Annotated in this window: 20 protein-coding genes and 1 tRNA gene; 18 read left to right on the top strand and 3 right to left on the bottom strand. The window is 71.5% G+C overall.

Going from position 1 to position 24,365, the window contains the following annotated elements; translation table 11 throughout:
• The first annotated feature begins 33 nt into the window (after positions 1–33).
• Positions 34–105, top strand: a tRNA-Val gene (locus tag IE251_RS22845).
• Positions 106–184: 79 nt separating this feature from the next.
• Here IE251_RS22845 and IE251_RS22840 read toward each other — a convergent pair.
• Positions 185–910 (bottom strand): 3'-5' exonuclease, encoded by a 726-nt coding sequence (locus tag IE251_RS22840; protein WP_189754882.1) that lies wholly within the window; start codon positions 908–910, stop codon positions 185–187.
• A gap of 381 nt (positions 911–1,291) precedes the next feature.
• Here IE251_RS22840 and thrS point away from each other — a divergent pair, with 381 nt between their 5' ends.
• Both thrS and IE251_RS22830 read left to right on the top strand, forming a co-directional pair.
• On the top strand, positions 1,292–3,268 hold the full coding sequence (gene thrS / locus IE251_RS22835; protein WP_189754881.1) for a threonine--tRNA ligase: 1,977 nt from the start codon (positions 1,292–1,294) through the stop codon (positions 3,266–3,268).
• A 105-nt stretch (positions 3,269–3,373) separates the two neighbouring features.
• Entirely contained in the window at positions 3,374–3,934 is a 561-nt protein-coding gene (locus IE251_RS22830) for an HIT family protein (protein ID WP_189754880.1), read from the top strand.
• Between the two features lie 36 nt (positions 3,935–3,970).
• On the opposite strand, the gene IE251_RS22825 is transcribed toward IE251_RS22830, so the two are convergent.
• Both IE251_RS22825 and IE251_RS22820 read right to left on the bottom strand, forming a co-directional pair.
• Positions 3,971–5,617 carry an AbeC-like domain-containing protein gene (locus tag IE251_RS22825; protein ID WP_189754879.1) on the bottom strand — a complete coding sequence of 549 codons (1,647 nt, stop codon included), beginning with the start codon at positions 5,615–5,617 and terminating at the stop codon, positions 3,971–3,973.
• Positions 5,618–5,817: 200 nt separating this feature from the next.
• A complete protein-coding gene (locus tag IE251_RS22820) occupies positions 5,818–8,019 on the bottom strand; it encodes an elongation factor G-like protein EF-G2 (protein ID WP_189754878.1) in 2,202 nt (733 codons plus the stop codon).
• A 308-nt stretch (positions 8,020–8,327) separates the two neighbouring features.
• Here IE251_RS22820 and pgsA point away from each other — a divergent pair, with 308 nt between their 5' ends.
• From pgsA to relA, 15 genes are all read left to right on the top strand, one after another.
• Positions 8,328–8,993: a phosphatidylinositol phosphate synthase gene (pgsA, locus tag IE251_RS22815; protein ID WP_030781016.1), complete on the top strand. Its 666-nt coding sequence runs from the start codon at positions 8,328–8,330 to the stop codon at positions 8,991–8,993.
• Complete coding sequence (locus tag IE251_RS22810) at positions 8,990–9,898, top strand: phosphatidylinositol mannoside acyltransferase (RefSeq protein WP_189754877.1); 909 nt, start codon at positions 8,990–8,992, stop codon at positions 9,896–9,898. Before pgsA ends, IE251_RS22810 begins: the two co-directional genes overlap by 4 nt.
• Positions 9,895–11,058: a glycosyltransferase family 4 protein gene (locus IE251_RS22805; protein WP_189754876.1), complete on the top strand. Its 1,164-nt coding sequence runs from the start codon at positions 9,895–9,897 to the stop codon at positions 11,056–11,058. The genes IE251_RS22810 and IE251_RS22805 overlap by 4 nt, the downstream gene beginning before the upstream one ends.
• A gap of 808 nt (positions 11,059–11,866) precedes the next feature.
• On the top strand, positions 11,867–12,409 hold the full coding sequence (locus IE251_RS22800) for a LemA family protein (protein WP_189754875.1): 543 nt from the start codon (positions 11,867–11,869) through the stop codon (positions 12,407–12,409).
• A 114-nt stretch (positions 12,410–12,523) separates the two neighbouring features.
• Entirely contained in the window at positions 12,524–13,429 is a 906-nt protein-coding gene (pdxS, locus tag IE251_RS22795; RefSeq protein ID WP_030781005.1) for a pyridoxal 5'-phosphate synthase lyase subunit PdxS, read from the top strand.
• Between the two features lie 23 nt (positions 13,430–13,452).
• Complete coding sequence (pdxT, locus tag IE251_RS22790; protein ID WP_189754874.1) at positions 13,453–14,058, top strand: pyridoxal 5'-phosphate synthase glutaminase subunit PdxT; 606 nt, start codon at positions 13,453–13,455, stop codon at positions 14,056–14,058.
• A gap of 75 nt (positions 14,059–14,133) precedes the next feature.
• Positions 14,134–14,886: a YebC/PmpR family DNA-binding transcriptional regulator gene (locus tag IE251_RS22785; RefSeq protein WP_189754873.1), complete on the top strand. Its 753-nt coding sequence runs from the start codon at positions 14,134–14,136 to the stop codon at positions 14,884–14,886.
• 125 nt (positions 14,887–15,011) lie between these two features.
• Complete coding sequence (ruvC, locus tag IE251_RS22780) at positions 15,012–15,551, top strand: crossover junction endodeoxyribonuclease RuvC (RefSeq protein WP_189754872.1); 540 nt, start codon at positions 15,012–15,014, stop codon at positions 15,549–15,551.
• Complete coding sequence (gene ruvA / locus IE251_RS22775) at positions 15,548–16,153, top strand: Holliday junction branch migration protein RuvA (RefSeq protein WP_189754871.1); 606 nt, start codon at positions 15,548–15,550, stop codon at positions 16,151–16,153. Before ruvC ends, ruvA begins: the two co-directional genes overlap by 4 nt.
• A gap of 27 nt (positions 16,154–16,180) precedes the next feature.
• Complete coding sequence (gene ruvB, locus IE251_RS22770; protein WP_189754870.1) at positions 16,181–17,251, top strand: Holliday junction branch migration DNA helicase RuvB; 1,071 nt, start codon at positions 16,181–16,183, stop codon at positions 17,249–17,251.
• A gap of 177 nt (positions 17,252–17,428) precedes the next feature.
• Entirely contained in the window at positions 17,429–17,905 is a 477-nt protein-coding gene (yajC, locus tag IE251_RS22765) for a preprotein translocase subunit YajC (protein ID WP_189754869.1), read from the top strand.
• Positions 17,906–18,049: 144 nt separating this feature from the next.
• Positions 18,050–19,858 carry a protein translocase subunit SecD gene (gene secD, locus IE251_RS22760; protein ID WP_189754868.1) on the top strand — a complete coding sequence of 603 codons (1,809 nt, stop codon included), beginning with the start codon at positions 18,050–18,052 and terminating at the stop codon, positions 19,856–19,858.
• Positions 19,859–19,861: 3 nt separating this feature from the next.
• Positions 19,862–20,971 (top strand): protein translocase subunit SecF, encoded by a 1,110-nt coding sequence (secF, locus tag IE251_RS22755; protein ID WP_189754867.1) that lies wholly within the window; start codon positions 19,862–19,864, stop codon positions 20,969–20,971.
• Positions 20,968–21,507 carry an adenine phosphoribosyltransferase gene (locus IE251_RS22750; protein WP_189754866.1) on the top strand — a complete coding sequence of 180 codons (540 nt, stop codon included), beginning with the start codon at positions 20,968–20,970 and terminating at the stop codon, positions 21,505–21,507. Before secF ends, IE251_RS22750 begins: the two co-directional genes overlap by 4 nt.
• A gap of 310 nt (positions 21,508–21,817) precedes the next feature.
• A complete protein-coding gene (relA, locus tag IE251_RS22745) occupies positions 21,818–24,355 on the top strand; it encodes a GTP pyrophosphokinase (RefSeq protein ID WP_189754865.1) in 2,538 nt (845 codons plus the stop codon).
• Positions 24,356–24,365 lie beyond the last annotated feature (10 nt).

Below are 24,365 nucleotides of genomic sequence, written 5' to 3'. Positions count from 1 at the left end.
GGCGCCCGGACCTGTATTGTTCAGTGCGTTCCCGGGCGATTAGCTCAGCGGGAGAGCGCTTCGTTCACACCGAAGAGGTCACTGGTTCGATCCCAGTATCGCCCACCGGGAAAAGGCCGGTCCGCCACAGCGGACCGGCCTTCTTCATGCCGTCTTCATGTCCGCTTCCACGCCGGCACCCAGGTCACGCCGCCGCCGGCAGCTCCGGCCGCAGCGGCCACTGAGTGCACACCGTCTCCTCCGAACCACTGCGCGCGAACCACGCCTGCAACCCGCGCGCCTGCGCCGCGTGCCACTCCACCTGGAGCGCGTGCAACTCGGCCGGGGACAGCCGCTCCAGCCGGGTCGCGAAACGCCGCCCCAGCGCCCGTACGACATCCAGCGCGGCCAGCGCGTCCGCCGCCGCGTCATGCGCGCCCTGCGATGTCACGCCGTAGTGCGCGCACAGATCGCTCAGCGTGCGGCGGCCCTTGCGGTACCGGTCCAGCTGCCGGTCGAGCACCCGCGGATCCAGCACCTTCAGCGGCACCGAGTCGAACCAGCGCGCCAGCGACGACGCCCGGTGCCGGCGCAACTCCCGGTCCAGCAGCGTCAGATCGAACGGCGCGTTCATCACCACCAGCGGGCGGCCCAGCGTCGCGTGCTCCGCCAGCTGCTCGGCTATCTCGTACATCACCGGCGCCGGCCAGCGCCCGTTGTGCTGGAGGTGCTCCTCCGTCAGCCCGTGCACCGCCGTCGCCTCCGCCGGCACCGGCACCCCCGGATTCACCAGCCAGCGCGACACCCGGGGCCGGGTCCCCGGCGCGTCCTGGACGACGACGGCGGCCGACACGATCCGGTCGGTCTCGACGTCGACGCCCGTCGTCTCCGTGTCGAAGGCGGCCAGCGGCCCCTCGTACCAGGTCGTCATCCCAACACCTCGCTCACCCACGGCAGCTGACGTCCCGTCTTCTGCCGTTTGGTGATACCCGGGCCGTTTGCGCCGTACGCCGCCAGGAGGGAACAGGAGTACGGGTCCGCGCAGTTCAGCGGCCCACGGCCGCCAAGACCCCGGTCGTCATGCCGGTGCCGCGCCCCTGGCCCCGCCGCGCTCGCCCCCCGCGAGGCCGTCGACCGGCTGCCGAGGCCCCTCCAGGAGGACCCCCGGCCCCCCGGAGGAGACCGGCGGGGGCGCGTAGCCGGGCGTGGACGGAGGGTGACCGTTTCGCGGTCGGTGCCGTCGGGTCGGTACGATCGCCTGTGCGCGCGCTCCTGGTATGGCGCCGCACCCACCTTCAGTCAGGAGAGACCGGTGTCAGACGTCCGTGTGATCATCCAACGCGATTCCGAGCGGGAAGAACGCGTGGTGACGACGGGCACTACGGCCGCCGACCTCTTCGCGGGCGAGCGCTCGATCATCGCCGCACGCGTGGGCGGCGAGCTGAAGGACCTCACGTATGCACTGTCCGACGGCGACGAGGTCGAGGGTGTCGAGATCTCGTCCGAGGACGGCCTGAACATCCTGCGCCACTCCACCGCGCACGTCATGGCGCAGGCCGTGCAGGAGCTGTTCCCCGAGGCCAAGCTGGGCATCGGCCCGCCCGTCAAGGACGGCTTCTACTACGACTTCGACGTGGACAAGCCGTTCACGCCCGAGGATCTCAAGGCCATCGAGAAGAAGATGCAGGAGATCCAGAAGCGCGGGCAGAGGTTCGCCCGTCGTGTCGTCACCGACGAGGCGGCCCGCGAGGAGCTGGCGGACGAGCCGTACAAGCTGGAGCTGATCGGCCTCAAGGGCTCGGCCTCGCACGACGACGGCGCGGACGTCGAGGTCGGCGCCGGCGAGCTGACGATCTACGACAACCTGGACGCCAAGACCGGCGAGCTGTGCTGGAAGGACCTGTGCCGCGGTCCGCACCTGCCCTCGACCCGGCTCATCCCGGCGTTCAAGCTGATGCGCAACGCCGCCGCCTACTGGCGCGGCAGCGAGAAGAACCCGATGCTCCAGCGCATCTACGGCACCGCCTGGCCGTCCAAGGACGAGCTGAAGGCGTACCTCGACTTCCTCGCCGAGGCCGAGAAGCGCGACCACCGCAAGCTCGGCACCGAGCTGGACCTCTTCTCGATCCCCGAGCAGATCGGCTCCGGCCTGGCCGTCTTCCACCCCAAGGGCGGCATCGTCCGCCGCGTGATGGAGGACTACTCGCGCCGCCGCCACGAGGAAGAGGGCTACGAGTTCGTCTACACCCCGCACGCCACGAAGGGGAAGCTCTTCGAGACGTCCGGGCACCTGGACTGGTACGCCGAGGGCATGTACCCGCCCATGCAGCTCGACGAGGGCGTGGACTACTACCTCAAGCCCATGAACTGCCCGATGCACAACCTGATCTTCGACGCGCGCGGCCGGTCGTACCGCGAGCTGCCGCTGCGTCTGTTCGAGTTCGGGACCGTGTACCGGTACGAGAAGTCGGGCGTCGTGCACGGCCTGACCCGTGCGCGGGGCTTCACGCAGGACGACGCGCACATCTACTGCACCCGTGAGCAGATGTCCGAGGAGCTGGACAAGACGCTCACCTTCGTCCTCGGCCTGCTGCGGGACTACGGCCTGACCGACTTCTACCTGGAGCTGTCGACCAAGGACCCGGAGAAGTTCGTCGGCTCCGACGAGGTCTGGGAGGAGGCGACCGAGACCCTGCGCGAGGTCGCCGAGAAGCAGGGCCTGCCCCTCGTGCCCGACCCGGGCGGCGCCGCCTTCTACGGTCCGAAGATCTCCGTCCAGGCGAAGGACGCCATCGGCCGGACCTGGCAGATGTCGACCATCCAGCTCGACTTCAACCTGCCCGAGCGGTTCAACCTGGAGTACACCGGCCCGGACGGCTCCAAGCAGCGCCCCGTCATGATCCACCGCGCGCTGTTCGGCTCCATCGAGCGGTTCTTCGCCGTCCTGCTGGAGCACTACGCGGGCGCCTTCCCGGCGTGGCTGGCCCCGGTCCAGGCGATCGGCATCCCGATCGGCGACGCGCACGTGGAGTACCTCCAGAAGTTCGCGACCGCGGCCAGGAAGAAGGGTCTGCGGGTCGAGGTGGACTCCTCCTCGGACCGCATGCAGAAGAAGATCAGGAACGCGCAGAAGCAGAAGGTGCCGTTCATGGTCATCGCCGGCGACGAGGACATGTCCAACGGCTCGGTGTCCTTCCGCTACCGCGACGGCTCGCAGGAGAACGGCATCCCGTTCGACGAGGCCATCGCGAAGATCGAGCAGATCGTGGCGGAGCGGACCCAGATCTGATCCGTACCGGCTCCGCGGCCCCCGGGACCACCGTCCCGGGGGCCGCTCCCGCGTGGCAGCGCCCCGAGTCCGCCCCGGCCGCACGGCGGGCCGGGGTGACGCCATATGCTGCCTAGCATGACGAGTGAGCCGGAGCAGCAGATCGGAGTGGGGACGCAGGACGCGTTCCAGCGCCTGTGGACGCCCCACCGGATGGCCTACATCCAGGGCGAGAACAAGCCGACCGGTCCGGGGGCCGGCGACGGCTGCCCCTTCTGCTCGATCCCGGCCAAGTCGGACGAGGACGGGCTGATCGTGCGGCGCGGTGAGCAGGTCTACGCCGTGCTCAACCTGTACCCGTACAACGGCGGCCACCTGATGACCGTGCCCTACCGGCACGTGGCCGACTACACCGAGCTGACCGGGCCGGAGACCGCCGAGCTGGCGGAGCTGACCAAGCAGGCGATGACGGCCCTGCGCACCGCGTCCGGCGCGCACGGGTTCAACATCGGCATGAACCAGGGCTCGGTCGCGGGCGCCGGCATCGCCGCGCATCTGCACCAGCACATCGTGCCGCGCTGGGGCGGGGACACGAACTTCATGCCGGTGGTGGGGCACACGAAGATCCTGCCGCAGCTGCTGGCCGACACCCGGAAGATGCTCGCGGAGGCCTGGCCGGCCGCCTAGCCGGATGGCGGGGTGCCCTCCGTGGAGGGCACCCGGTCACGCGTCGTAGAGATCGGCCTTCCTCGGCGTCGGGTCCTGGACGTTGCCGCTGAGGAACGACGAGCGGGCGCCGAACTTCTCGGTGTCCACTCCGTTCTCCTCCAGCACCTTGATCGCCGCCGAGTGCACCACGCGCAGCACCGGCGTGGCCGCGCGCAGCGCGTCGTCGGCCATGAAACGATGGCGCCACGGCTGGTCGGCCCAGGCGTGCCGCAGACCGAACGGTTCGGGCAGGCCGAGGGAGCCGCCGAGCCAGTTCAGCAGCGGCGGGTACCAGGTGAGCGGGGCGCGGACGGCGAGCCGTACGACCTCGTCGGTGGTGACCAGCGGCAGCTTGATCGTGCGGTTCTCCCAGGGCTTGAGGGATTTGGCGACTTCCTTGGTCGGTGCCTCCGGCTTGCTGGTGAACAGCGAATTCACCGGTCCCAGCGCGTGCCCGGTGACCTCGATGCGCAGGGTCTGGTGCAGCACGGTGACGGTGATCAGCATGGTGATCACCAGCTGTCCGTCCCACAGGGTCCACTGCACGCCCAGGTAGTGCCGGTCGCCGCTGCCGAACTGCTGCTTGTTGCAGATCTCCTGTATGGCGTGCGGCTTGACCTGGAACGCCTCGACATCGGCGCCCTCGGGGCGGGACACCGCCGTGGCCTTCTCACCGATCGGTGTGACGATCCAGTGCCGTACGGAGGGCTTGGGGAAGCCGCCGGTGTGCAGCGGGCCGCGTTCCAGCAGGGACAGCTTGTCGTGGATCGCGCGTATCACGTCCCAGCTGCGGAAGGGGTGGATCTCCCGGCCGGGGTCGGCGGGCACCAGGTCCTCGGCGAGCTGCCAGGCACCCCAGCGGGTGCCCATGCCGAGTATGCCCTTGGGGCCGGCGTAGAAGACCGAGTTGGACTGCTGCTCGGCCGTCAGCCGGGCCAGGGACTGGCGCAGCTTCTCGGCGGCGGTCTGGTCGGGGCCGCGGGGCACGGCCTCGGGGATCTTGGCGCCGACGCTGGTCCCGGAGAGCAGGCCGTCCCAGCGGGCGCGCAGGTCCTTGGCGGTGCGTTCGCACAGCTGCTTGGCCAGGTACCAGCCGACCACGGGGGCGACGACGGCCGCGCGGGCGTACCACGCCCAGAAGCCGGAGAACGGCATCTTGACCAGGAACAGCACGGCGAGCAGGCCGAAGCCCAGCAGGAGCGTGGTGGCCAGCGTCCCGGCCCGCTTGTCCTCGCGGCGGGCGACGAAGGAGCGCAGCAGGAAGACGAGCAGCCAGCCGATCATGCCGGGCAGGAAGAGCAGGCCGCAGACGACGGTGATGACCGTCAGGCGGTTGTCCCGCTCCCGGCGGATGTTGTTGGCGGCCAGGGCGTGCTCGACCACGAACTGCGGTTCGGTGCCGAAGGACTGGATGAGCGGTTTGCGGCCGGGGGCCAGCATCCGGTCCACGAGGGCCCGGGAGAACGCCTCGCCCAGATTGGGCCGGAACATCTTGATCCGGCCGGCCTTGACGGTCGACTCGTGCCACTCGTTGTCGGCCTTCTTGATCTCCTCGATCGGGCTGTCCCGGTATGCCGCGGAGGCCAGCGCGGCGGTCGCCGCCTGCCCCTCGCCGACCGAGACGGGTACCTGGGGCCCGTCCCACTCCGTTCCTATCGACATTCCCGCCCCTATCGCCGCCGGTGCCGTGCCTGCGGCCTTCCCGACTTCCTTGCTCCGCACACCTGTTGGACCGGTCGCCGGGCCGCTGCCGGGACGGCGGCGGCACGACGTCATCAGGTGATCAGCGTATAGGCCGGCACCGACGGCCGTGGGCGGACGGCCGAAGCCGCCCGCCCGTGCGCCGGTCCGGTGCTTCCGTGCTACCCCTCGTCCCCGGCCTGTTCGCGAATGCGCTCGGCGATCTGCGGCGGCATCGGCTCGTGCCGGGCATAGGCGCGGTCGAAGCGGGCGGTGCCGTGCGAGAGCGAGCGCAGGTCGACGGCGTACCGGCCGATCTCGAACTCGGGCACCTCGGCGCGGATCAACGTGCGTCCGGAGCCGGTCTGCTCGGTGCCGAGCAGCCGGCCGCGGCGGCTGGAGAGGTCGCTCATCACGGCGCCCACGTAGGCGTCGCCGACGAGCACGGTCACCTCGGCGACCGGTTCCAGCAGATGGATCCGCGTGTCCGCGGCGGCCTCGCGCAGGGCGAGCGCGCCCGCCGTCTGGAAGGCGGCGTCGGAGGAGTCCACCGAGTGGGCCTTGCCGTCCAGCAGCGTGACCCGGACGTCGACCAGGGGGTATCCGGCGGCGACGCCCTTGGCGGCCTGGGCGCGGACGCCCTTCTCGACGGACGGGATGAACTGCCGGGGCACCGCGCCGCCGACCACCTTGTCCACGAACTCGATGCCCGAGCCGCCCGGCAGCGGCTCCACCTCGATCTCGCAGATGGCGTACTGGCCGTGCCCGCCGGACTGCTTGACGTGCCGGCCCCGCCCGGTGGCCTTGCCGGCGAACGTCTCCCGCAGGGAGACCTTGTGCGGGACGACGTCGACCTGGACGCCGTAGCGGCCGCGCAGCCGTTCCAGGGCGACGTCGGCGTGCGCCTCGCCCAGGCACCACAGGACGACCTGGTGGGTGTCCTGGTTCTGTTCCAGGCGCATCGTCGGGTCCTCGGCGACCAGCCGGGCCAGGCCCTGGGAGAGTTTGTCCTCGTCGGCCTTGCTGTGCGCGTGGATGGCGACCGGCAGCAGCGGGTCGGGCATCTGCCAGGGCTCCATCAGGAGCGGGTCGTCCTTGGCGGAGAGGGTGTCGCCGGTCTCGGCGCGGCCCAGCTTGGCCACGCACACCAGGTCGCCGGCGACGGCGTGGGTGACCGGGCGCTGCTGCTTGCCGAAGGGCATGGACAGGGCGCCGACCTTCTCGTCCACGTCGTGGTCCTCGTGGCCGCGGTCGGCGAGGCCGTGCCCGGAGACGTGCACCGGCTGGTCCGGGCGGAGGGTGCCGGAGAAGACGCGGACGAGGGAGAGGCGGCCCACGTAGGGGTCGGAGGAGGTCTTGACGACCTCGGCGACCAGCGGGCCGTCGGTGTCGCAGGGTTTCAGCTCGCGCGGCCTGCCGTCGATCGTGGTGACCTCGGGCATGGGGTGTTCGAAGGGGGTGGGGAAGCCGCCGGTGATCAGTTCCAGCAGCTCCACGGTGCCGAGTCCCTGCCGGGCACCCTCGGCGGCGGGCGCGGCGGCCAGCACGGGGTGGAAGGACCCGCGGGCCACGGCCCGCTCCAGGTCCTGGACCAGGGTCTTGACGTCGACCTGCTCGCCGCCCAGGTAGCGGTCCATGAGGGTCTCGTCCTCGCTCTCGGCGATGATGCCCTCGATGAGCCGGTCGCGGGCCTCCTCGATGCCGGGCAGCTCGTCCGCGCCGGGCTCGGACTCCTTGCGCTCCCCGGTCGAGTAGTCGAACAGTTTTCGCGACAGCAGGCCGACCAGCCCGGTGACCGGCGCGTGCCCGTCGGGTCCCTCGGGGCCGCGCAGCGGCAGATACAGCGGCAGCACGGCGTCGGGGTCGTCGCCGCCGAAGGCCTCCGCGCAGATCCGCGTCATCTCCTCGAAGTCCGCGCGGGCGGCCTCCAGGTGGGTGATCACGATCGCGCGGGGCATGCCGACGGCCGCGCACTCCTCCCACACCATCCGGGTGGAGCCGTCGACCCCGTCCGAGGCCGAGACGACGAAGAGGGCGGCGTCCGCGGCGCGCAACCCGGCCCGCAGTTCCCCGACGAAGTCGGCGTACCCGGGGGTGTCGAGCAGGTTGACCTTGATGCCGTCCCATTCGACCGGTACCAGGGAGAGCTGGACCGAGCGCTGCTGGCGGTGCTCGATGTCGTCGTAGTCGGAGACGGTGCCGCCGTCCTCCACGCGGCCCGCCCGGTTCACCGCCCCCGCGGTCAGCGCGAGGGCCTCCACCAGGGTTGTCTTTCCCGAGCCGGTGTGGCCGACCAGCACCACGTTCCGTACGGAGGTGGGCCGGTCGGCCGTGAGAGCCCTGCCGGCGGCTCCGGGGTGGTGTGTCTGTCCCTTGTCGCCCATGATCCTGCCTCCCGTGCACGGTGAGGTCACTGTGGGCGCGGACACGCGGGATCCGCGTGCTCTGGCGGCTCCGGCGACGCCCGCGGTTATTCGAGCTTTCCACTCCCGTCACGTTGCGTCCATACGAAGGACTACGAAGAGTGCGCGCAGATGTCCGTTTCCGTCACGCGCGCCTCGTGGGGCGCCGTGCGCGGCGCGCGTGGGCACCCGGCCGCGGGTGCCCGCCCGTCGGCCACGCGCGCGCGTGGCTACGATGGGCCAGCCGGCGGCCAGCAGGGGCCGCGGCGTCACCGACCGTCGGGAAGGCCATGCTGAACAAGTACGCGCGTGCATTCTTCACGCGTGTCCTCACACCGTTCGCCGCGTTTCTCATCCGGCGGGGGGTGAGCCCTGACACGGTGACGCTCATCGGCACGGCCGGTGTGGTCGCGGGGGCGCTGGTCTTCTACCCCAGGGGGGAGTTCTTCTGGGGCACGGTCGTGATCACCCTGTTCGTCTTCTCGGACCTGGTCGACGGCAACATGGCCCGCCAGCTGGGCCGCTCCAGCCGCTGGGGCGCGTTCCTGGACTCCACCCTGGACCGGGTCGCCGACGGGGCGATCTTCGGCGGGTTCGCGCTGTGGTACGCGGGCCGCGGCGACGACAACGTGCTGTGCGCGGTGTCGATCTTCTGCCTGGCCAGCGGCCAGGTGGTGTCGTACACCAAGGCGCGCGGCGAGTCGATCGGGCTGCCGGTCGCCGTCAACGGCCTCGTCGAACGCGCCGAGCGACTGGTGATCTCGCTGGTCGCGGCCGGTTTCGCGGGCCTGCACAAGTTCGGTGTGCCGGGCATCCAGTGGCTGCTGCCGATCGCGCTGTGGATCGTCGCGGCGGGCAGCCTGGTCACGCTGGTGCAGCGGGTGGTCACCGTCCGCCGCGAGTCCGCGGAGGCCGAGGCGGCGGCCGCTCAACAGGCCGGCGGGGCCGCGCGGTGAGCGCCGCCGACCGGTTCGCCGACGCGCTGTACGGCCTCGGCTGGAGCACCGTCAAGAAGCTCCCCGAGCCGGTCGCGGTGCGCCTCGGCCGGACCATCGCCGACGCCGCCTGGAAGCGGCGCGGCAAGGGCGTACGGCGCCTGGAGGCGAACTACGCGCGCGTGGTGCCCGGGGCGTCCCCGGAGCGCCTCGCGGAGCTGTCCCGCGCGGGCATGCGCTCGTACCTGCGGTACTGGATGGAGTCCTTCCGGCTGCCGGCCTGGAGCGCCGAGCGGGTGAGGACGGGCTTCGTCCCCAAGGACCTGCACCATCTGACCGAGGGGCTGGCCTCCGGCCGGGGCGTGGTCCTCGCCCTGCCGCACCTGGCCAACTGGGACCTGGCCGGGGCGTGGGTCACCACCGCGCTGGAGACGCCGTTCACGACGGTCGCCGAGCGGCTGAAGCCGGAGTCGCTCTACGACCGTTTCGTGGCCTACCGCGAGGGCCTGGGCATGGAGGTGCTGCCGCACAGCGGCGGCGCGGCCTTCGGCACCCTGGCCCGGCGGCTGCGCGACGGCGGCCTGGTCTGCCTGGTCGCCGACCGCGACCTGTCCGCCTCCGGCGTCGAGGTCGACTTCTTCGGCGAACGGGCCCGCATGCCGGCCGGTCCGGCCCTGCTGGCCCAGCACACGGGCGCGCTGCTGCTGCCCGTGACCCTCTGGTACGACGACTCGCCCGTCATGCGGGGCCAGGTCCACCCCCCGATCGAGGTGCCGGCGTCAGGTACGCGCGCGGAGAAGACGTCTGTCATGACACAGGCACTGGCCGACGCCTTCGCCACCGGGATCGCCGAGCACCCGGAGGACTGGCACATGCTCCAGCGCCTGTGGCTCGCCGACCTCGACCCCGCGAAGGGACCCTCGTGAGAATCGGGATCGTCTGCCCGTACTCCTGGGACGTGCCCGGTGGCGTCCAGTTCCACATCCGTGACCTCGCCGAGTACTTCCTCCGCCTCGGCCACCATGTCTCCGTGCTCGCGCCGGCCGACGACGACACCCCGCTGCCGCCGTACGTCGTCTCCGCCGGCCGCGCGGTCCCGGTGCCGTACAACGGCTCGGTGGCCCGGCTGAACTTCGGCTTCCTGTCGGCCGCGCGGGTACGGCGCTGGCTGCACGAGGGAGCCTTCGACGTGGTGCACATCCACGAGCCGACCTCGCCCTCGCTGGGCCTGCTGACCTGCTGGGCGGCGTCCGGCCCGATCGTGGCCACCTTCCACACCTCCAACCCGCGCTCGCGCGCGATGATCGCCGCCTACGCGATCCTCCAGGCCGCGCTGGAGAAGATCAGCGCGCGGATCGCGGTGAGCGAGTACGCCCGGCGCACGCTGGTCGAGCACCTCGGCGGGGACGCGGTGGTCATCCCCAACGGCGTCGACGTGGACTTCTTCGCCGAGGCCGAGCCCCGGCCCGAGTGGCAGGGCGGCACCATCGGGTTCATCGGCCGGATCGACGAGCCGCGCAAGGGGCTGCCCGTCCTGATGCGGGCGCTGCCGAGGATCCTGGCGGCCCGCCCGGAGACCCGGCTGCTGGTGGCCGGCCGGGGCGACGAGGAGGCGGCCGTCGCCGACCTGCCCGAGGAACTGCGCCCGCGCGTGGAGTTCCTCGGCATGATCAGCGACCAGGACAAGGCGCGTCTGCTGCGCAGCGTCGACCTGTACGTGGCGCCCAACACCGGCGGGGAGAGCTTCGGCATCATCCTGGTCGAGGCGATGTCGGCGGGCGCGCCCGTGCTCGCCTCCGACCTTGACGCGTTCGTGCAGGTCCTCGACCAGGGCGAGGCCGGCGAGGTGTTCGCCAACGAGGACGCCGACGCGCTGGCCGAGGCCGCCGTACGCCTGCTCGGCGACCCGGCCCGCCTGGCCGAGCTGCGCGCGCGGGGCAGCGCCCACGTACGGCGCTTCGACTGGTCGACGGTCGGCGCGGACATCCTGTCCGTCTACGAGACGGTGACGGCGGGCGCGGCGGCGGTCGCCACGGACGAACGCACGACGGGCCTGCGGGCCCGCTTCGGACTGGCCCGGGACTGACCCGGGCGGGCCCGGCACCGGGCGGGCCCCGCGCCGGTCGCGGGGCGTCCGGCGGCGGACGCGGCCCGGCCCCGGAGACGTATGAGCCGGGGTGACTGACCGGAGCCCGTCCGGAGTGGCGCGCGCCGGGCCCGCCTTGCGGCCGTACGGGACCGGGACGGCCGACGCCCGCCGAGTCCGCCACCGTGCCGATTCCGCGGCGGCCCTATGGACCCCGGCGGGTCGTTTGATGTCACTGGCGTGTCGGTCCCGGCGGGTGTGCCGTACGCCGGTCCGCGGCCCCCGGACGGGCAGGGATACGCGAGCCCGGCGACGCGCGACCGGGATCCGGCCGTCCGCAGTCGCGGCGAAGCCCGCGCGTGGGGCAGGCGGCGGGTCCGTGGGCCGCCGGGTGTCCGGGGTGTGGGTCGAGCGGCCCTGGACGGTCGGCGCCTCGGTGCCGGGGGCTGGATGTTCGGTCGAGGCGACGAGTAGGCCGGTATGAACCCCGCTGGTCTCGAGGCGGACTGGGTTCCGGCCGTCCGTAGTCGCGGCGAGGCCCGCGCGTGGGGTAGGCGGCGTGGGAGGGAAGGTGCCGCCCCGGCCCGTGTGCCGCCGGGTACCCGGGGAGCGGGACGAGCCGCCCCGCACGGCCGGAACCTCGGCGCCGGAAGCCGGACGCCCGGCCCACGCGACAAGCGGACCGGTACGAACCCCACGGATCTCGAGCCGGTCCCGTGCCGGCCGGCCCCGGCCGGAACCGGACGGCCTGGCGGCACCGGACCCGGTGGCTTGGAGGGGGCTTCCCGGCGGCCGATAGCCTTCGGGCGTGACCGCAACCCTCATCTGGATCCTCGTCGCGCTCGTCGCCGTCGGCGTGTACCTCAGCTGGACGGCCGGGCGGCTGGACCGGCTGCACGTGCGGATGGACGCCGCCCGGGCCGCGCTCGACGCCCAGCTGCTGCGGCGCGCCTCGGTGGCCCAGGAGCTGGCGACCTCCGGCGTGCTGGACCCGGCCGCCTCGATCGTGCTCTACGAGGCCGCGCACGCGGCCCGGCAGGCCGAGGAGGAGCAGCGGGAGGTCGCCGAGAGCGAGCTGAGCCAGGCGCTGCGGGCCGTCTTCGAGGACGCGGCCCAGGTGGAGGCGGTGCGCGAGGCCCCCGGCGGCGACGCGGCGGCCCATGAGCTGGCCGAGGCCGTCCGCCGGGTGCCGATGGCCCGCCGGTTCCACAACGACGCCGTGGGGGCCGCCCGCAGACTCCGCGGACACCGCAAGGTCCGCTGGTTCCGGCTGGCCGGCCACGCCCCCTTCCCGCTGGCCTTCGAGATGGACGACGAGCCGCCCGCGGCCCTGGTCGAACGCGTCTCATGAAGTCCGGGTGAACAAAAGGATCCACCGGCTTGTCATTGGCCCTTGCTGTGGCCTGGTCGGTTCGCGTTTCCTCATGGGTGCACCAACCCTCTTTTCCCATCAGTGAGGTCATCCGTGTCCACCACCGAGAACCAGGCTCCCGAGACCGGCACCGCCCGTGTGAAGCGCGGCATGGCCGAGCAGCTCAAGGGCGGCGTGATCATGGACGTCGTCACGCCGGAGCAGGCGAAGATCGCCGAGGACGCGGGCGCCGTCGCCGTCATGGCCCTGGAGCGAGTCCCGGCCGACATCCGCAAGGACGGCGGCGTGGCCCGGATGTCCGACCCGGACATGATCGAGGGCATCATCGACGCGGTCTCCATCCCGGTGATGGCCAAGTCCCGCATCGGCCACTTCGTCGAGGCCCAGGTGCTGCAGTCCCTCGGCGTGGACTACATCGACGAGTCCGAGGTGCTCACCCCGGCCGACGAGGTCAACCACTCCGACAAGTGGTCCTTCACCACCCCGTTCGTGTGCGGTGCCACCAACCTGGGCGAGGCCCTGCGCCGCATCGCCGAGGGCGCCGCGATGATCCGCTCCAAGGGCGAGGCCGGCACCGGCAACGTGGTCGAGGCCGTCCGTCACCTGCGCCAGATCAAGGGCGACATCGCCCGCCTGCGCGGCCTGGACAACCACGAGCTGTACGCCGCCGCCAAGGAGCTGCGCGCCCCGTACGAGCTGGTCAAGGAGGTCGCCGAGCTGGGCAAGCTCCCGGTGGTGCTGTTCTCCGCCGGCGGTGTGGCCACCCCGGCCGACGCGGCCCTGATGCGCCAGCTCGGTGCCGAGGGCGTGTTCGTCGGCTCCGGCATCTTCAAGTCCGGCGACCCGGCCAAGCGCGCCGCCGCCATCGTGAAGGCCACCACCTTCTACGACGACCCGAAGATCATCGCGGACGCGTCCCGCAACCTCGGCGAGGCCATGGTCGGCATCAACTGCGACACCCTCCCCGAGACCGAGCGCTACGCCAACCGCGGCTGGTAGACCACACAGGTAACGGCACCCCCATGAACACTCCTGTCATAGGCGTCCTGGCCCTCCAGGGCGACGTACGGGAGCACCTCATCGCCCTGGCCGCGGCCGACGCCGTGGCCAGGCCGGTGCGGCGCCCCGAGGAACTCGCCGAGGTGGACGGTCTCGTCCTGCCCGGCGGCGAGTCGACCACCATCTCCAAGCTGGCCGTCCTCTTCGGCGTGATGGAGCCCCTCCGCGCGCGCGTGCGCGCGGGCATGCCCGTCTACGGCACCTGCGCGGGCCTGATCATGCTCGCCGACAAGATCCTCGACCCGCGCTCGGGCCAGGAGACCGTCGGCGGCATCGACATGATCGTGCGCCGCAACGCCTTCGGCCGGCAGAACGAGTCCTTCGAGGCGTCGGTCGACGTCAAGGGCGTCACGGGCGACCCCGTGGAGGGCGTCTTCATCCGCGCCCCCTGGGTGGAGTCCGTCGGCGCCGGGGCCGAGGTGCTCGCCGAGCACGACGGCCACATCGTCGCCGTCCGCCAGGGCAACGCGCTCGCCACCTCCTTCCACCCGGAGCTGACCGGCGACCACCGCGTGCACGCGCTGTTCGTCGACATGGTGCGCGCCAACCGGGCGGCGGAGTCCTTGTAGGATCTCCGGGGGTCCCCCCGGCCTTTCGACCGAGGGGCGTTCGTACAGGATGGGTTACGCGAAGGAGACAGGCAGATGTCCGGCCACTCTAAATGGGCCACGACGAAGCACAAGAAGGCCGTGATCGATGCCAAGCGCGGCAAGCTCTTCGCGAAGCTGATCAAGAACATCGAGGTCGCGGCGCGCATGGGCGGTGTCGACCTCGACGGCAACCCGACGCTGTACGACGCCGTCCAGAAGGCGAAGAAGTCGTCGGTCCCGAACAAGAACATCGACTCCGCGATCAAGCGGGGCGGCGGTCTCGAAGCCGGTGGCGCCGACTACGAGACGATCATGTACGAGGGCTACGGCCCGAACGGCGTCGCGGTGCTCATCGAGTGCCTCACCGACAACCGCAACCGCGCCGCCTCCGAGGTCCGCGTCGCCATGACCCGCAACGGCGGCTCCATGGCCGACCCGGGCTCGGTGTCGTACCTGTTCAACCGCAAGGGCGTCGTCATCGTCCCCAAGGGCGAGCTGACCGAGGACGACGTGCTCGGCGCGGTGCTGGACGCGGGCGCCGAGGAGGTCAACGACCTCGGCGAGAACTTCGAGGTCATCAGCGAGCCGACCGACCTCGTCGCGGTCCGCACCGCCCTGCAGGAGGCCGGCATCGACTACGAGTCGGCCGAGGCCAACTTCGTCCCGACCATGCAGGTCGAGCTGGACGAGGACGGCGCCAGGAAGATCTTCAAGCTCATCGACGCGCTGGAGGACAGCGACGACGTGCAGAACGTCTTCGCGAACTTCGACGTGAGCGACGAGGTCATGGAGAAGGTCGACGCGTAACGCGTACGGCTGACGACCGGGCCGACGGGACACCCCCCGTCGGCCCGTCGCGTTGTACGGCGTTGTCAGTGGCACCCGATAGCCTGCACAAATATGCGATCGGGTGACCGAAGGGAGCGGTGCGCGTGCGTGTTCTGGGGGTGGACCCCGGCCTGACCCGGTGCGGGATCGGCGTGGTCGAGGGCGTCGCGGGCCGCCCGCTGACCATGCTCGGCGTCGGTGTCGTCCGCACCCCGGCCGACGCCGACCTCAGCCACCGGCTGCTCGCCGTCGAGCGGGGCATCGAGGAGTGGCTGGACGAGCACCGGCCCGAGTTCGTCGCCGTGGAGCGCGTCTTCAGCCAGCACAACGTGCGCACGGTCATGGGCACCGCCCAGGCCAGCGCCGTGGCCATGCTGTGCGCCGCCCGGCGCGGCATCCCGGTCGCCCTGCACACCCCCAGCGAGGTCAAGGCCGCCGTCACCGGCTCCGGACGCGCCGAGAAGGCCCAGGTGGGCGCCATGGTCACCCGCCTGCTGCGGCTGGCCGCGCCCCCCAAGCCCGCCGACGCCGCCGACGCCCTCGCGCTCGCCATCTGCCACATCTGGCGGGCCCCCGCCCAGAACCGGCTCCAGCAGGCAGTGGCCCGGCACACAGCCCACGCAACGAAAGGCCCCACGGCATGATCGCCTTCGTCAGCGGCACGGTCGCCGCGCTCGCCCCGGACGCCGCCGTCGTCGAGGTCGGGGGCGTCGGCATGGCCGTCCAGTGCACGCCGAACACCCTGTCGGCCCTGCGCGTCGGCAAGCCCGCCCGGCTGCACACCTCCCTCGTCGTCCGCGAGGACTCGCTCACCCTGTACGGCTTCGCGGACGACGACGAACGCCAGGTCTTCGAACTGCTGCAGACCGCGAGCGGCGTCGGCCCGCGCCTGGCCCAGGCCATGCTGGCCGTGCACACCCCGGACGCCCTGCGCCGCGCGGTCGCCACCGGTGACGAGAAGGCCCTCACCGCCGTGCCCGGCATCGGCAAGAAGGGCGCGCAGAAGCTGCTGCTGGAGCTGAAGGACCGGCTCGGCGCGCCCGTCGGCGCCCCGGCCGTCGGCGCGCCCGTCACCCAGGGCTGGCGCGACCAGCTGCACGCGGCCCTGATCGGTCTCGGCTATGCCACCCGCGAGGCCGACGAGGCGGTGGCCGCCGTGGCGCCCCAGGCCGAGGCGACGGCCGGCACCCCGCAGGTGGGCCCGCTGCTGAAGGCCGCCTTGCAGACCCTGAACCGCGCCCGCTGACCCGCGTCACCCCGCTAGGAGAACTTCGTGAACCGGGACGACACCACCCCCACCCCCGCCGAGGAGCGGCTCGTCGGTGCGTCCGCCGACCGGGAGGACCAGGCCGTCGAGGCCGCCCTGCGCCCCAAGGACCTCGGCGAGTTCATCGGCCAGGAGAAGGTCCGCGAACAGCTCGACCTGGTGCTGCGCGCCGCACGCGCGCGGGGCGCCACCGCCGACCACGTGCTGCTCTCCGGGGCGCCCGGCCTCGGCAAGACCACCCTGTCGATGATCATCGCGGCCGAGATGGGCGCCCCCATCCGCATCACCTCCGGCCCCGCCATCCAGCACGCCGGCGACCTCGCCTCGATCCTGTCCTCGCTCCAGGAGGGCGAGGTGCTCTTCCTGGACGAGATCCACCGCATGTCCCGGCCCGCCGAGGAGATGCTGTACATGGCGATGGAGGACTTCCGCGTCGACGTCATCGTGGGCAAGGGCCCCGGCGCCACCGCGATCCCGCTGGAGCTGCCGCCGTTCACCCTGGTCGGCGCGACCACGCGGGCGGGCCTGCTGCCGCCGCCGCTGCGCGACCGCTTCGGCTTCACCGCGCACATGGAGTTCTACTCCCCGCACGAGCTGGAGCGCGTGGTGCACCGCTCGGCGAGCCTGCTGGACGTCGTGATCGAGCCGGACGGCGCCGCCGAGATCGCCGGCCGGTCCCGGGGCACGCCCCGTATCGCCAACCGCCTGCTGCGCCGCGTCCGCGACTACGCGCAGGTCAAGGCCGACGGGGTGATCACCCGGGAGATCGCCGCCGCCGCGCTCGCCGTCTACGAGGTCGACGCGCGCGGCCTGGACCGGCTGGACCGCGCCGTTCTTCAGGCCCTGCTGAAGCTGTTCGGCGGTGGGCCGGTGGGCCTGTCCACCCTCGCCGTCGCGGTGGGGGAGGAGCGGGAGACCGTGGAGGAGGTCGCCGAGCCGTTCCTGGTCCGCGAGGGACTGCTCGCGCGCACCCCGCGCGGCCGGGTCGCCACCCCCGCCGCCTGGGCGCACCTGGGCCTGACCCCACCGCAGGCGCCGGCGGCGGGAAACGGACAACAGGACTTGTTCGGGGCGTGAGGGCGGCCGAGCGGCGAGGGCGATGGCCCGGCCGGAACCCAGGTGCCATGCTGAGCGTTGTTCCATGAGAGCGGACTCGCTTAGACTCCGCCGATGCCGCCCTTGCGGGCGGCGCCGACCACACCCCCATCCAACAGGCCGCTCACCCGCGCGGTCGCGCGAAGGAAATTCCGTCCCGTGAATGCCTATACCCTTCTCCCGTTCATCGTGCTCATCGCGGCCATGTTCCTGATGACGCGTTCGGCCAAGAAGAAGCAGCAGCAGGCCGCCGACATGCGGAACCAGATGCAGCCCGGATCCGGAGTCCGCACGATCGGGGGGATGTACGCGACGGTCAAGGAGGTCAACGAGGACACGGTCCTCCTCGACGCCGGGCCGGGCGTCGACCTCCTCTTCGCCAAGAACTCGATCGGCGCCGTCCTCACCGACGACGAGTACAACCGCATCGTCCACGGCATCGAGCACGACCTGAAGTCCGACACCGGCATCGTCCCGGACGACGCCTCCTCCCTCACCGAGACCGACGAGACCGACGGATCCGCCGACGCTGCCGCCGCCTCGGACGACAAGATCGACCTCGGTAAGAAGGACGCCGCCGAGGCCGGCGCGGACGACCAGCCGAAGAAGACCGACGGCGACTCCGACGCGAAGTAGTCACTCCCCGGGATCACGCGGCGGCCGCATGACGGGCGCCCCGCGTGTCCCGGGCGCGTCTGTTTCCCGCACGGGAGCCCGACACCATGTCATGGCCGACCGCGCCGACCGGGCGCGGGGCGGCCCGAGAGGGAGTACGAGAAGGTGGCAGCACCTAAGAGGGGCCGAAGCGCGAGCGCCCCGAGCAAGCCAGGGCGCTCGCTGGCCCTCATCCTGATCGCCATCGTGGCGCTCGCCGGAGGGATGTTCGCCTCCGGGCACACCACTCCGCGTCTCGGCATCGACCTCGCCGGTGGTACGAGCATCACGCTCAAGGCGAAGGCCGATCAGGGGTCCGCGATCAACAAGGCCAACATGGACACCGCGGTCGACATCATGAACCGCCGTGTCAACGGCCTGGGTGTCTCCGAGGCGGAGGTGCAGACCCAGGGGAACGACAACATCATCGTCAACATCCCCAAGGGCACCAACTCCAAGGAGGCCCAGGAGCAGGTAGGCACCACCGCCAAGCTGTACTTCCGGCCGGTCCTGGCGAGCGAGCCCAGCGGCCCCGCCACGAAGAGCCCGTCGCCGAGCGCGTCCTCCAAGGGCGGATCGTCGCCGAAGCCGGGCAGCAGCCCGTCGGCGTCCGCCTCGGCCACGGAGAAGGCGACCGGTTCCGGCAAGGAGACGGCGTCCGGTTCCGCGTCTCCCTCGGCCTCGGCCACGTCCCAGGGCCGCGCGGTCACCGACGCCCTGAAGGCCGACGCCACCCCCTCGCCGAGCGGCTCCGCCTCCGGCAGCGCCAAGCCCTCGGCCACGCCCTCGGCCCCGGCCGGCGACGGCTCCGGCGCGGACGCCAAGCTCCAGGCGCAGTACGCGGCCCTGGACTGCACCAAGCCCACCGACCGGGCGAACGCCGGCAAGAACGCCAAGCCGGGCCAGCCCATCGTGGCGTGCGGCAAGATCGACGACGCCTGGTACAAGTACCTGCTCGGACCGGCCGCCGTGGACGGCACCGAGGTGAAGAAGGCGCAGGCCGTCTTCGACACCCAGGGCGCCGCCGGCTGGCAGGTCCAGATGAACTTCACCTCCAAGGGCGCCAAGAAGTTCGCCGACATCACTGGCGAGCTGGCCAGCAAGCCGCAGCCGCAGAACGAGTTCGGCATCGTCCTGGACGGCGAGGTCGTCTCCAGCCCGTACGTGCGGCAGTCCATCACCGGCGGCCAGGCGGAGATCTCCGGCAGCTTCCAGCAGGACGAGGCGCAGGGTCTCGCCAACATGCTGTCGTACGGCGCCCTGCCGCTGTCCTTCCAGGAGCAGTCCGTCACCACCGTCACCGCCGCGCTCGGCGGCGAGCAGCTGCACGCCGGTCTGCTCGCGGGCGCGATCGGCCTGGCGCTGGTCGTGATCTACCTGGTGGTCTACTACCGCGGCCTGTCGCTCGTGGCCATGGCCTCGCTGCTGGTCTCCGCGATCCTCACCTACGTGATCATGTCGCTGCTCGGCCCGGCCATCAACTTCGCGCTGAACCTGCCGGCCGTGTGCGGTGCCATCGTCGCCATCGGCATCACCGCGGACTCGTTCATCGTGTACTTCGAGCGCATAAGGGACGAGATCCGTGAGGGCCGCACGCTGCGCCCCGCGGTGGAGCGGGCCTGGCCGCGTGCCCGGCGCACCATCCTGGTCTCCGACTTCGTGTCGTTCCTCGCCGCCGCCGTGCTGTTCGTCGTCACCGTCGGCAAGGTGCAGGGCTTCGCCTTCACGCTGGGCCTGACCACCCTGCTCGACGTGGTCGTGGTCTTCTTCTTCACCAAGCCGCTGATGACGCTCCTCGCCCGCCGCAAGTTCTTCGCGGACGGCCACAAGTGGTCCGGTCTCGACCCCAAGGGCCTGGGCGCCAAGCCCCCGCTGCGCCGCACCCGCCGTCCCGCCGGTCCCGCAGCCGGCCCCGTCGACCCGAAGGAGGCGTGAGCCATGTCGAAACTCGGCACCATCGGCGCCCGGCTGCACCGCGGCGAGATCGCGTACGACTTCGTCGGCAAGCGGAAGATCTGGTACGGCATCTCGATCCTGATCACCATCACGGCCATCGTCGGCCTGGCGGTGCGCGGCCTGAACATGGGCATCGAGTTCGAGGGCGGCGCCGTCTTCACGACGCCCACGAAGATGAGCGCCTCGGTGGCCCAGGCGGAGGAGTACGCCAACAAGGCCTCCGGCCACCAGGCCATCGTGCAGAAGCTGGGCAACGGCAGCCTGCGCATCCAGATCGCCGGCATCGACACCGGCCAGTCCGACCGGATCAAGCAGGAGCTGGCCAAGGACCTGAAGCTCGACCCCGAGAAGCTGGCCGCCGACCTGGTCGGCCCGAGCTGGGGCGAGCAGATCGCCAACAAGGCCTGGCAGGGCCTGGCGATCTTCATGGTCCTCGTGGTGATCTACCTGGCGATCGCCTTCGAGTGGCGCATGGCCATCGCGGCGCTGGTCGCCCTGATCCACGACATCACCATCACGACCGGTATCTACGCCCTGGTCGGCTTCGAGGTGACGCCCGGCACGGTCATCGGTCTGCTGACCATCCTCGGTTACTCGCTCTACGACACGGTCGTCGTCTTCGACAGCCTCAAGGAGCAGACGAAGGACCTGACCAAGCAGACCCGGTTCACCTACAGCGAGATCGCCAACCGCTCGATCAACGGCACCCTGGTCCGCTCCATCAACACCACGGTCGTCGCGCTGCTGCCGGTCGCCGGTCTGCTCTTCATCGGCGGCGGCTTCCTCGGCGCGGGCACGCTCAACGACATCTCGCTGTCGCTGTTCGTGGGCCTCGCGGCCGGTGCCTACTCCTCGATCTTCATCGCCACCCCGCTCGTCGCCGACCTCAAGGAGCGCGAGCCGGCGATGAAGAGCCTCACCAAGCGGGTCCTGGCCAAGCGCGCCCAGGCCGCCGCCGCGGGGGAGGACCTCGCCGAGGTCCGCGCCACCGCCGGTGACGACGGCGACGACGGCGCCCCCGCCGTCGTGGGCCCGCGCAACCAGCCCGCACGCGGCCGAGGCCGCGGCCGTACCTCCGGAAAGCGCCGATGACCGACATCCAGGAACTCCTGCTGAGCCGCATCCGCGATGTGGCCGACTACCCGGAGCCGGGCGTGATGTTCAAGGACATCACCCCGCTCCTGGCCGACCCGGCGGCCTTCACCGCGCTCACCGACGCGCTGGCGCAGATCGCCGCCGACACCGGCGCGACCAAGGTCGTCGGCCTGGAGGCCCGGGGCTTCATCCTCGGCGCCCCGGTCGCCGTCCGCGCCGGCCTGGGCTTCATCCCGGTCCGCAAGGCGGGCAAGCTGCCCGGGGCCACCCTGCGCCAGGCCTACGACCTGGAGTACGGCTCGGCGGAGATCGAGGTGCACGCCGAGGACCTGACCGCCGGCGACCGCGTGCTGATCGTGGACGACGTCCTGGCCACGGGCGGTACGGCCGAGGCGGCGATCCATCTGATCCAGCGCGCCGGCGCCGAGGTGTCCGGTCTCGCGGTGCTGATGGAGCTGGGCTTCCTGGGCGGCCGCACCCGGCTGGAGGCCGCGCTGGACGGCGCCCCGCTCCAGGCGCTGCTCCAGGTCTGACCCCGTAGCCGCGCGACGGCCGCCCCGGCATGTGTGTGCCGGGGCGGCCGTTTGCGTGCCGCCGGGTCCGTAGCCGGTGTTCTGTGCGTCCGAATCGGCGTTTTCGCAGGTCCGGGCGGGGTCGACCGCCCGTCGCGGAGGTCGGTGCGGGTGCTTCGCGACCGGCCGTCCGGAATCCCGTGGCAGCCTTTCGCGTTGCAGGGGTAGACGGTCCTCACAGCCGCCTGAAGGCGATGACCGGGCGCAGGATCGCTACCATGGGGTCTCCGGAGCCTGACCGGGGGACCCGGATCGCGCACGAGGAGTCCTCTTGCCAGACGAGGCCCAGCCACTGACCGCCGCCAAGCCCGAGCCCGCCTCGGCCGCCGCGGCGAAGCCCGCGCCGAGCACTTCCCAGGTGAAGAACGACACCCGCGGGGCGGTCGAGCACGCCCACTCCGCGCCCGTGGAGAAGAGCGCGGAGTCCGCGCGCCCCAAGCAGGCCCCGGCCGAGCGCCCGACGCAGCCCCCGGTGGTCCGCCAGCCGGCCACGCAGCCCACCCGGACCGCCTCCTCCAACCGGGTCCGGGCCCGCCTCGCCCGCCTCGGCGTCCAGCGCGCGAACCCCTACAACCCGGTCCTGGAGCCGCTGCTGCGCATAGTGCGCAGCAACGACCCCAAGATCGAGAACTCCACGCTGCGCCAGATCGAGCGCGCCTACCAGGTCGCCGAACGCTGGCACCGCGGCCAGAAGCGCAAGAGCGGCGACCCGTACATCACGCACCCGCTCGCCGTCACCACCATCCTCGCCGAGCTGGGCATGGACCCGGCCACCCTGATGGCGGGGCTGCTGCACGACACCGTCGAGGACACCGAGTACGGCCTGGAGGACCTGCGCCGCGACTTCGGCGACGTCGTCGCCCTGCTGGTCGACGGCGTGACCAAGCTGGACAAGGTCAAGTTCGGCGAGGCCGCGCAGGCCGAGACCGTGCGCAAGATGGTCGTGGCCATGGCGAAGGACCCGCGGGTCCTGGTCATCAAGCTCGCCGACCGGCTGCACAACATGCGCACCATGCGCTACCTCAAGCGCGAGAAGCAGGAGAAGAAGGCCCGCGAGACGCTGGAGATCTACGCTCCGCTCGCCCACCGCCTCGGCATGAACACCATCAAGTGGGAGCTGGAGGACCTCGCGTTCGCGATCCTCTACCCCAAGATGTACGACGAGATCGTACGGCTGGTGGCCGAGCGGGCGCCCAAGCGTGACGAGTACCTGGCCATAGTGACCGACGAGGTCCAGTCCGACCTGCGCGCCGCCCGGATCAAGGCCACCGTCACCGGCCGCCCCAAGCACTACTACAGCGTCTACCAGAAGATGATCGTGCGGGGCCGCGACTTCGCCGAGATCTACGACCTGGTGGGCATCCGCGTCCTCGTCGACACGGTCCGCGACTGCTACGCCGCCCTCGGCACGGTGCACGCGCGATGGAACCCGGTCCCCGGCCGGTTCAAGGACTACATCGCGATGCCCAAGTTCAACATGTACCAGTCGCTGCACACGACGGTCATCGGCCCCAACGGCAAGCCGGTCGAACTCCAGATCCGCACGTTCGACATGCACCGCCGCGCCGAGTACGGCATCGCCGCGCACTGGAAGTACAAGCAGGAGGCCGTCGCCGGCGCCTCCAAGGTCCGCACCGACGCGCCGAAGACGTCGGCGAAGGACAAGGACGCCATCAACGACATGGCGTGGCTGCGGCAGCTGCTGGACTGGCAGAAGGAGACCGAGGACCCGGGCGAGTTCCTGGAGTCCCTGCGCTTCGACCTGTCCCGCAACGAGGTCTTCGTCTTCACGCCCAAGGGCGACGTCATCGCCCTGCCGGCCGGCGCCACCCCGGTGGACTTCGCGTACGCCGTGCACACCGAGGTCGGCCACCGCACCATAGGGGCGCGGGTCAACGGGCGGCTGGTCCCGCTGGAATCCACCCTGGACAACGGCGACCTGGTCGAGGTGTTCACCTCCAAGGCGCCCGGCGCCGGCCCGTCCCGGGACTGGCTCGGCTTCGTCAAGTCGCCGCGGGCGCGCAACAAGATCCGCGCCTGGTTCTCCAAGGAGCGCCGGGACGAGGCGATCGAGCAGGGCAAGGACGCCATCGTGCGGGCCATGCGCAAGCAGAACCTGCCGATCCAGCGGATCCTCACCGGTGACTCGCTGGTCACCCTCGCGCACGAGATGCGCTACTCGGACATCTCCGCGCTGTACGCGGCGATCGGCGAGGGCCATGTCTCCGCGCAGAACATCGTGCAGAAGCTCGTCCAGGCGCTCGGCGGCGAGGAGGCGGCCACCGAGGAGATCGACGAGACGGTCCCGCCGTCCCGCGGCCGCGGGCGCAAGCGGCGCTCCACCGCCGACCCGGGCGTGGTCGTCAAGGGCGTCGAGGACGTGTGGGTGAAGCTGGCCCGCTGCTGTACGCCGGTCCCTGGAGACCCGATCATCGGCTTCGTCACGCGCGGCAGCGGCGTATCGGTTCACCGCAGCGACTGCGTCAACGTCGACTCGCTGTCCCGGGAGCCGGAGCGCATCCTCGACGTCGAGTGGGCGCCGACCCAGTCCTCGGTCTTCCTGGTCGCCATCCAGGTGGAGGCGCTGGACCGGTCCCGGCTGCTGTCGGACGTCACCCGGGTGCTGTCCGACCAGCACGTCAACATCCTGTCGGCGGCCGTACAGACCTCCCGGGACCGGGTGGCCACCTCCCGGTTCACCTTCGAGATGGGCGACCCCAAGCACCTCGGCCACGTGCTGAAGGCGGTCCGGGGCGTGGAGGGCGTGTACGACGTGTACCGCGTGACGTCGGGACGCAGCCGCTCGTAGTGCCCCAGGG

The sequence above is a fragment of the Streptomyces eurythermus genome (assembly GCF_014649115.1).
GTDB lineage: Bacteria > Actinomycetota > Actinomycetes > Streptomycetales > Streptomycetaceae > Streptomyces > Streptomyces eurythermus.
This window is presented reverse-complemented; position numbering and strand designations above follow the sequence as displayed.

Bases quoted from the DNA above. Each gene is read 5' to 3' on its own strand.
- ruvA (WP_189754871.1), top strand. From the start codon at position 15,548: ATGATCGCCTTCGTCAGCGGCACGGTCGCCGCGCTCGCCCCGGACGCC.
- pdxT (WP_189754874.1), top strand. From the start codon at position 13,453: ATGAACACTCCTGTCATAGGCGTCCTGGCCCTCCAGGGCGACGTACGG.
- secF (WP_189754867.1), top strand. From the start codon at position 19,862: ATGTCGAAACTCGGCACCATCGGCGCCCGGCTGCACCGCGGCGAGATC.
- IE251_RS22820 (WP_189754878.1), bottom strand. From the start codon at position 8,019: ATGGGCGACAAGGGACAGACACACCACCCCGGAGCCGCCGGCAGGGCT.
- IE251_RS22750 (WP_189754866.1), top strand. From the start codon at position 20,968: ATGACCGACATCCAGGAACTCCTGCTGAGCCGCATCCGCGATGTGGCC.
- pgsA (WP_030781016.1), top strand. From the start codon at position 8,328: ATGCTGAACAAGTACGCGCGTGCATTCTTCACGCGTGTCCTCACACCG.
- IE251_RS22840 (WP_189754882.1), bottom strand. From the start codon at position 910: ATGACGACCTGGTACGAGGGGCCGCTGGCCGCCTTCGACACGGAGACG.
- IE251_RS22785 (WP_189754873.1), top strand. From the start codon at position 14,134: ATGTCCGGCCACTCTAAATGGGCCACGACGAAGCACAAGAAGGCCGTG.
- IE251_RS22830 (WP_189754880.1), top strand. From the start codon at position 3,374: ATGCTGCCTAGCATGACGAGTGAGCCGGAGCAGCAGATCGGAGTGGGG.
- IE251_RS22825 (WP_189754879.1), bottom strand. From the start codon at position 5,617: ATGTCGATAGGAACGGAGTGGGACGGGCCCCAGGTACCCGTCTCGGTC.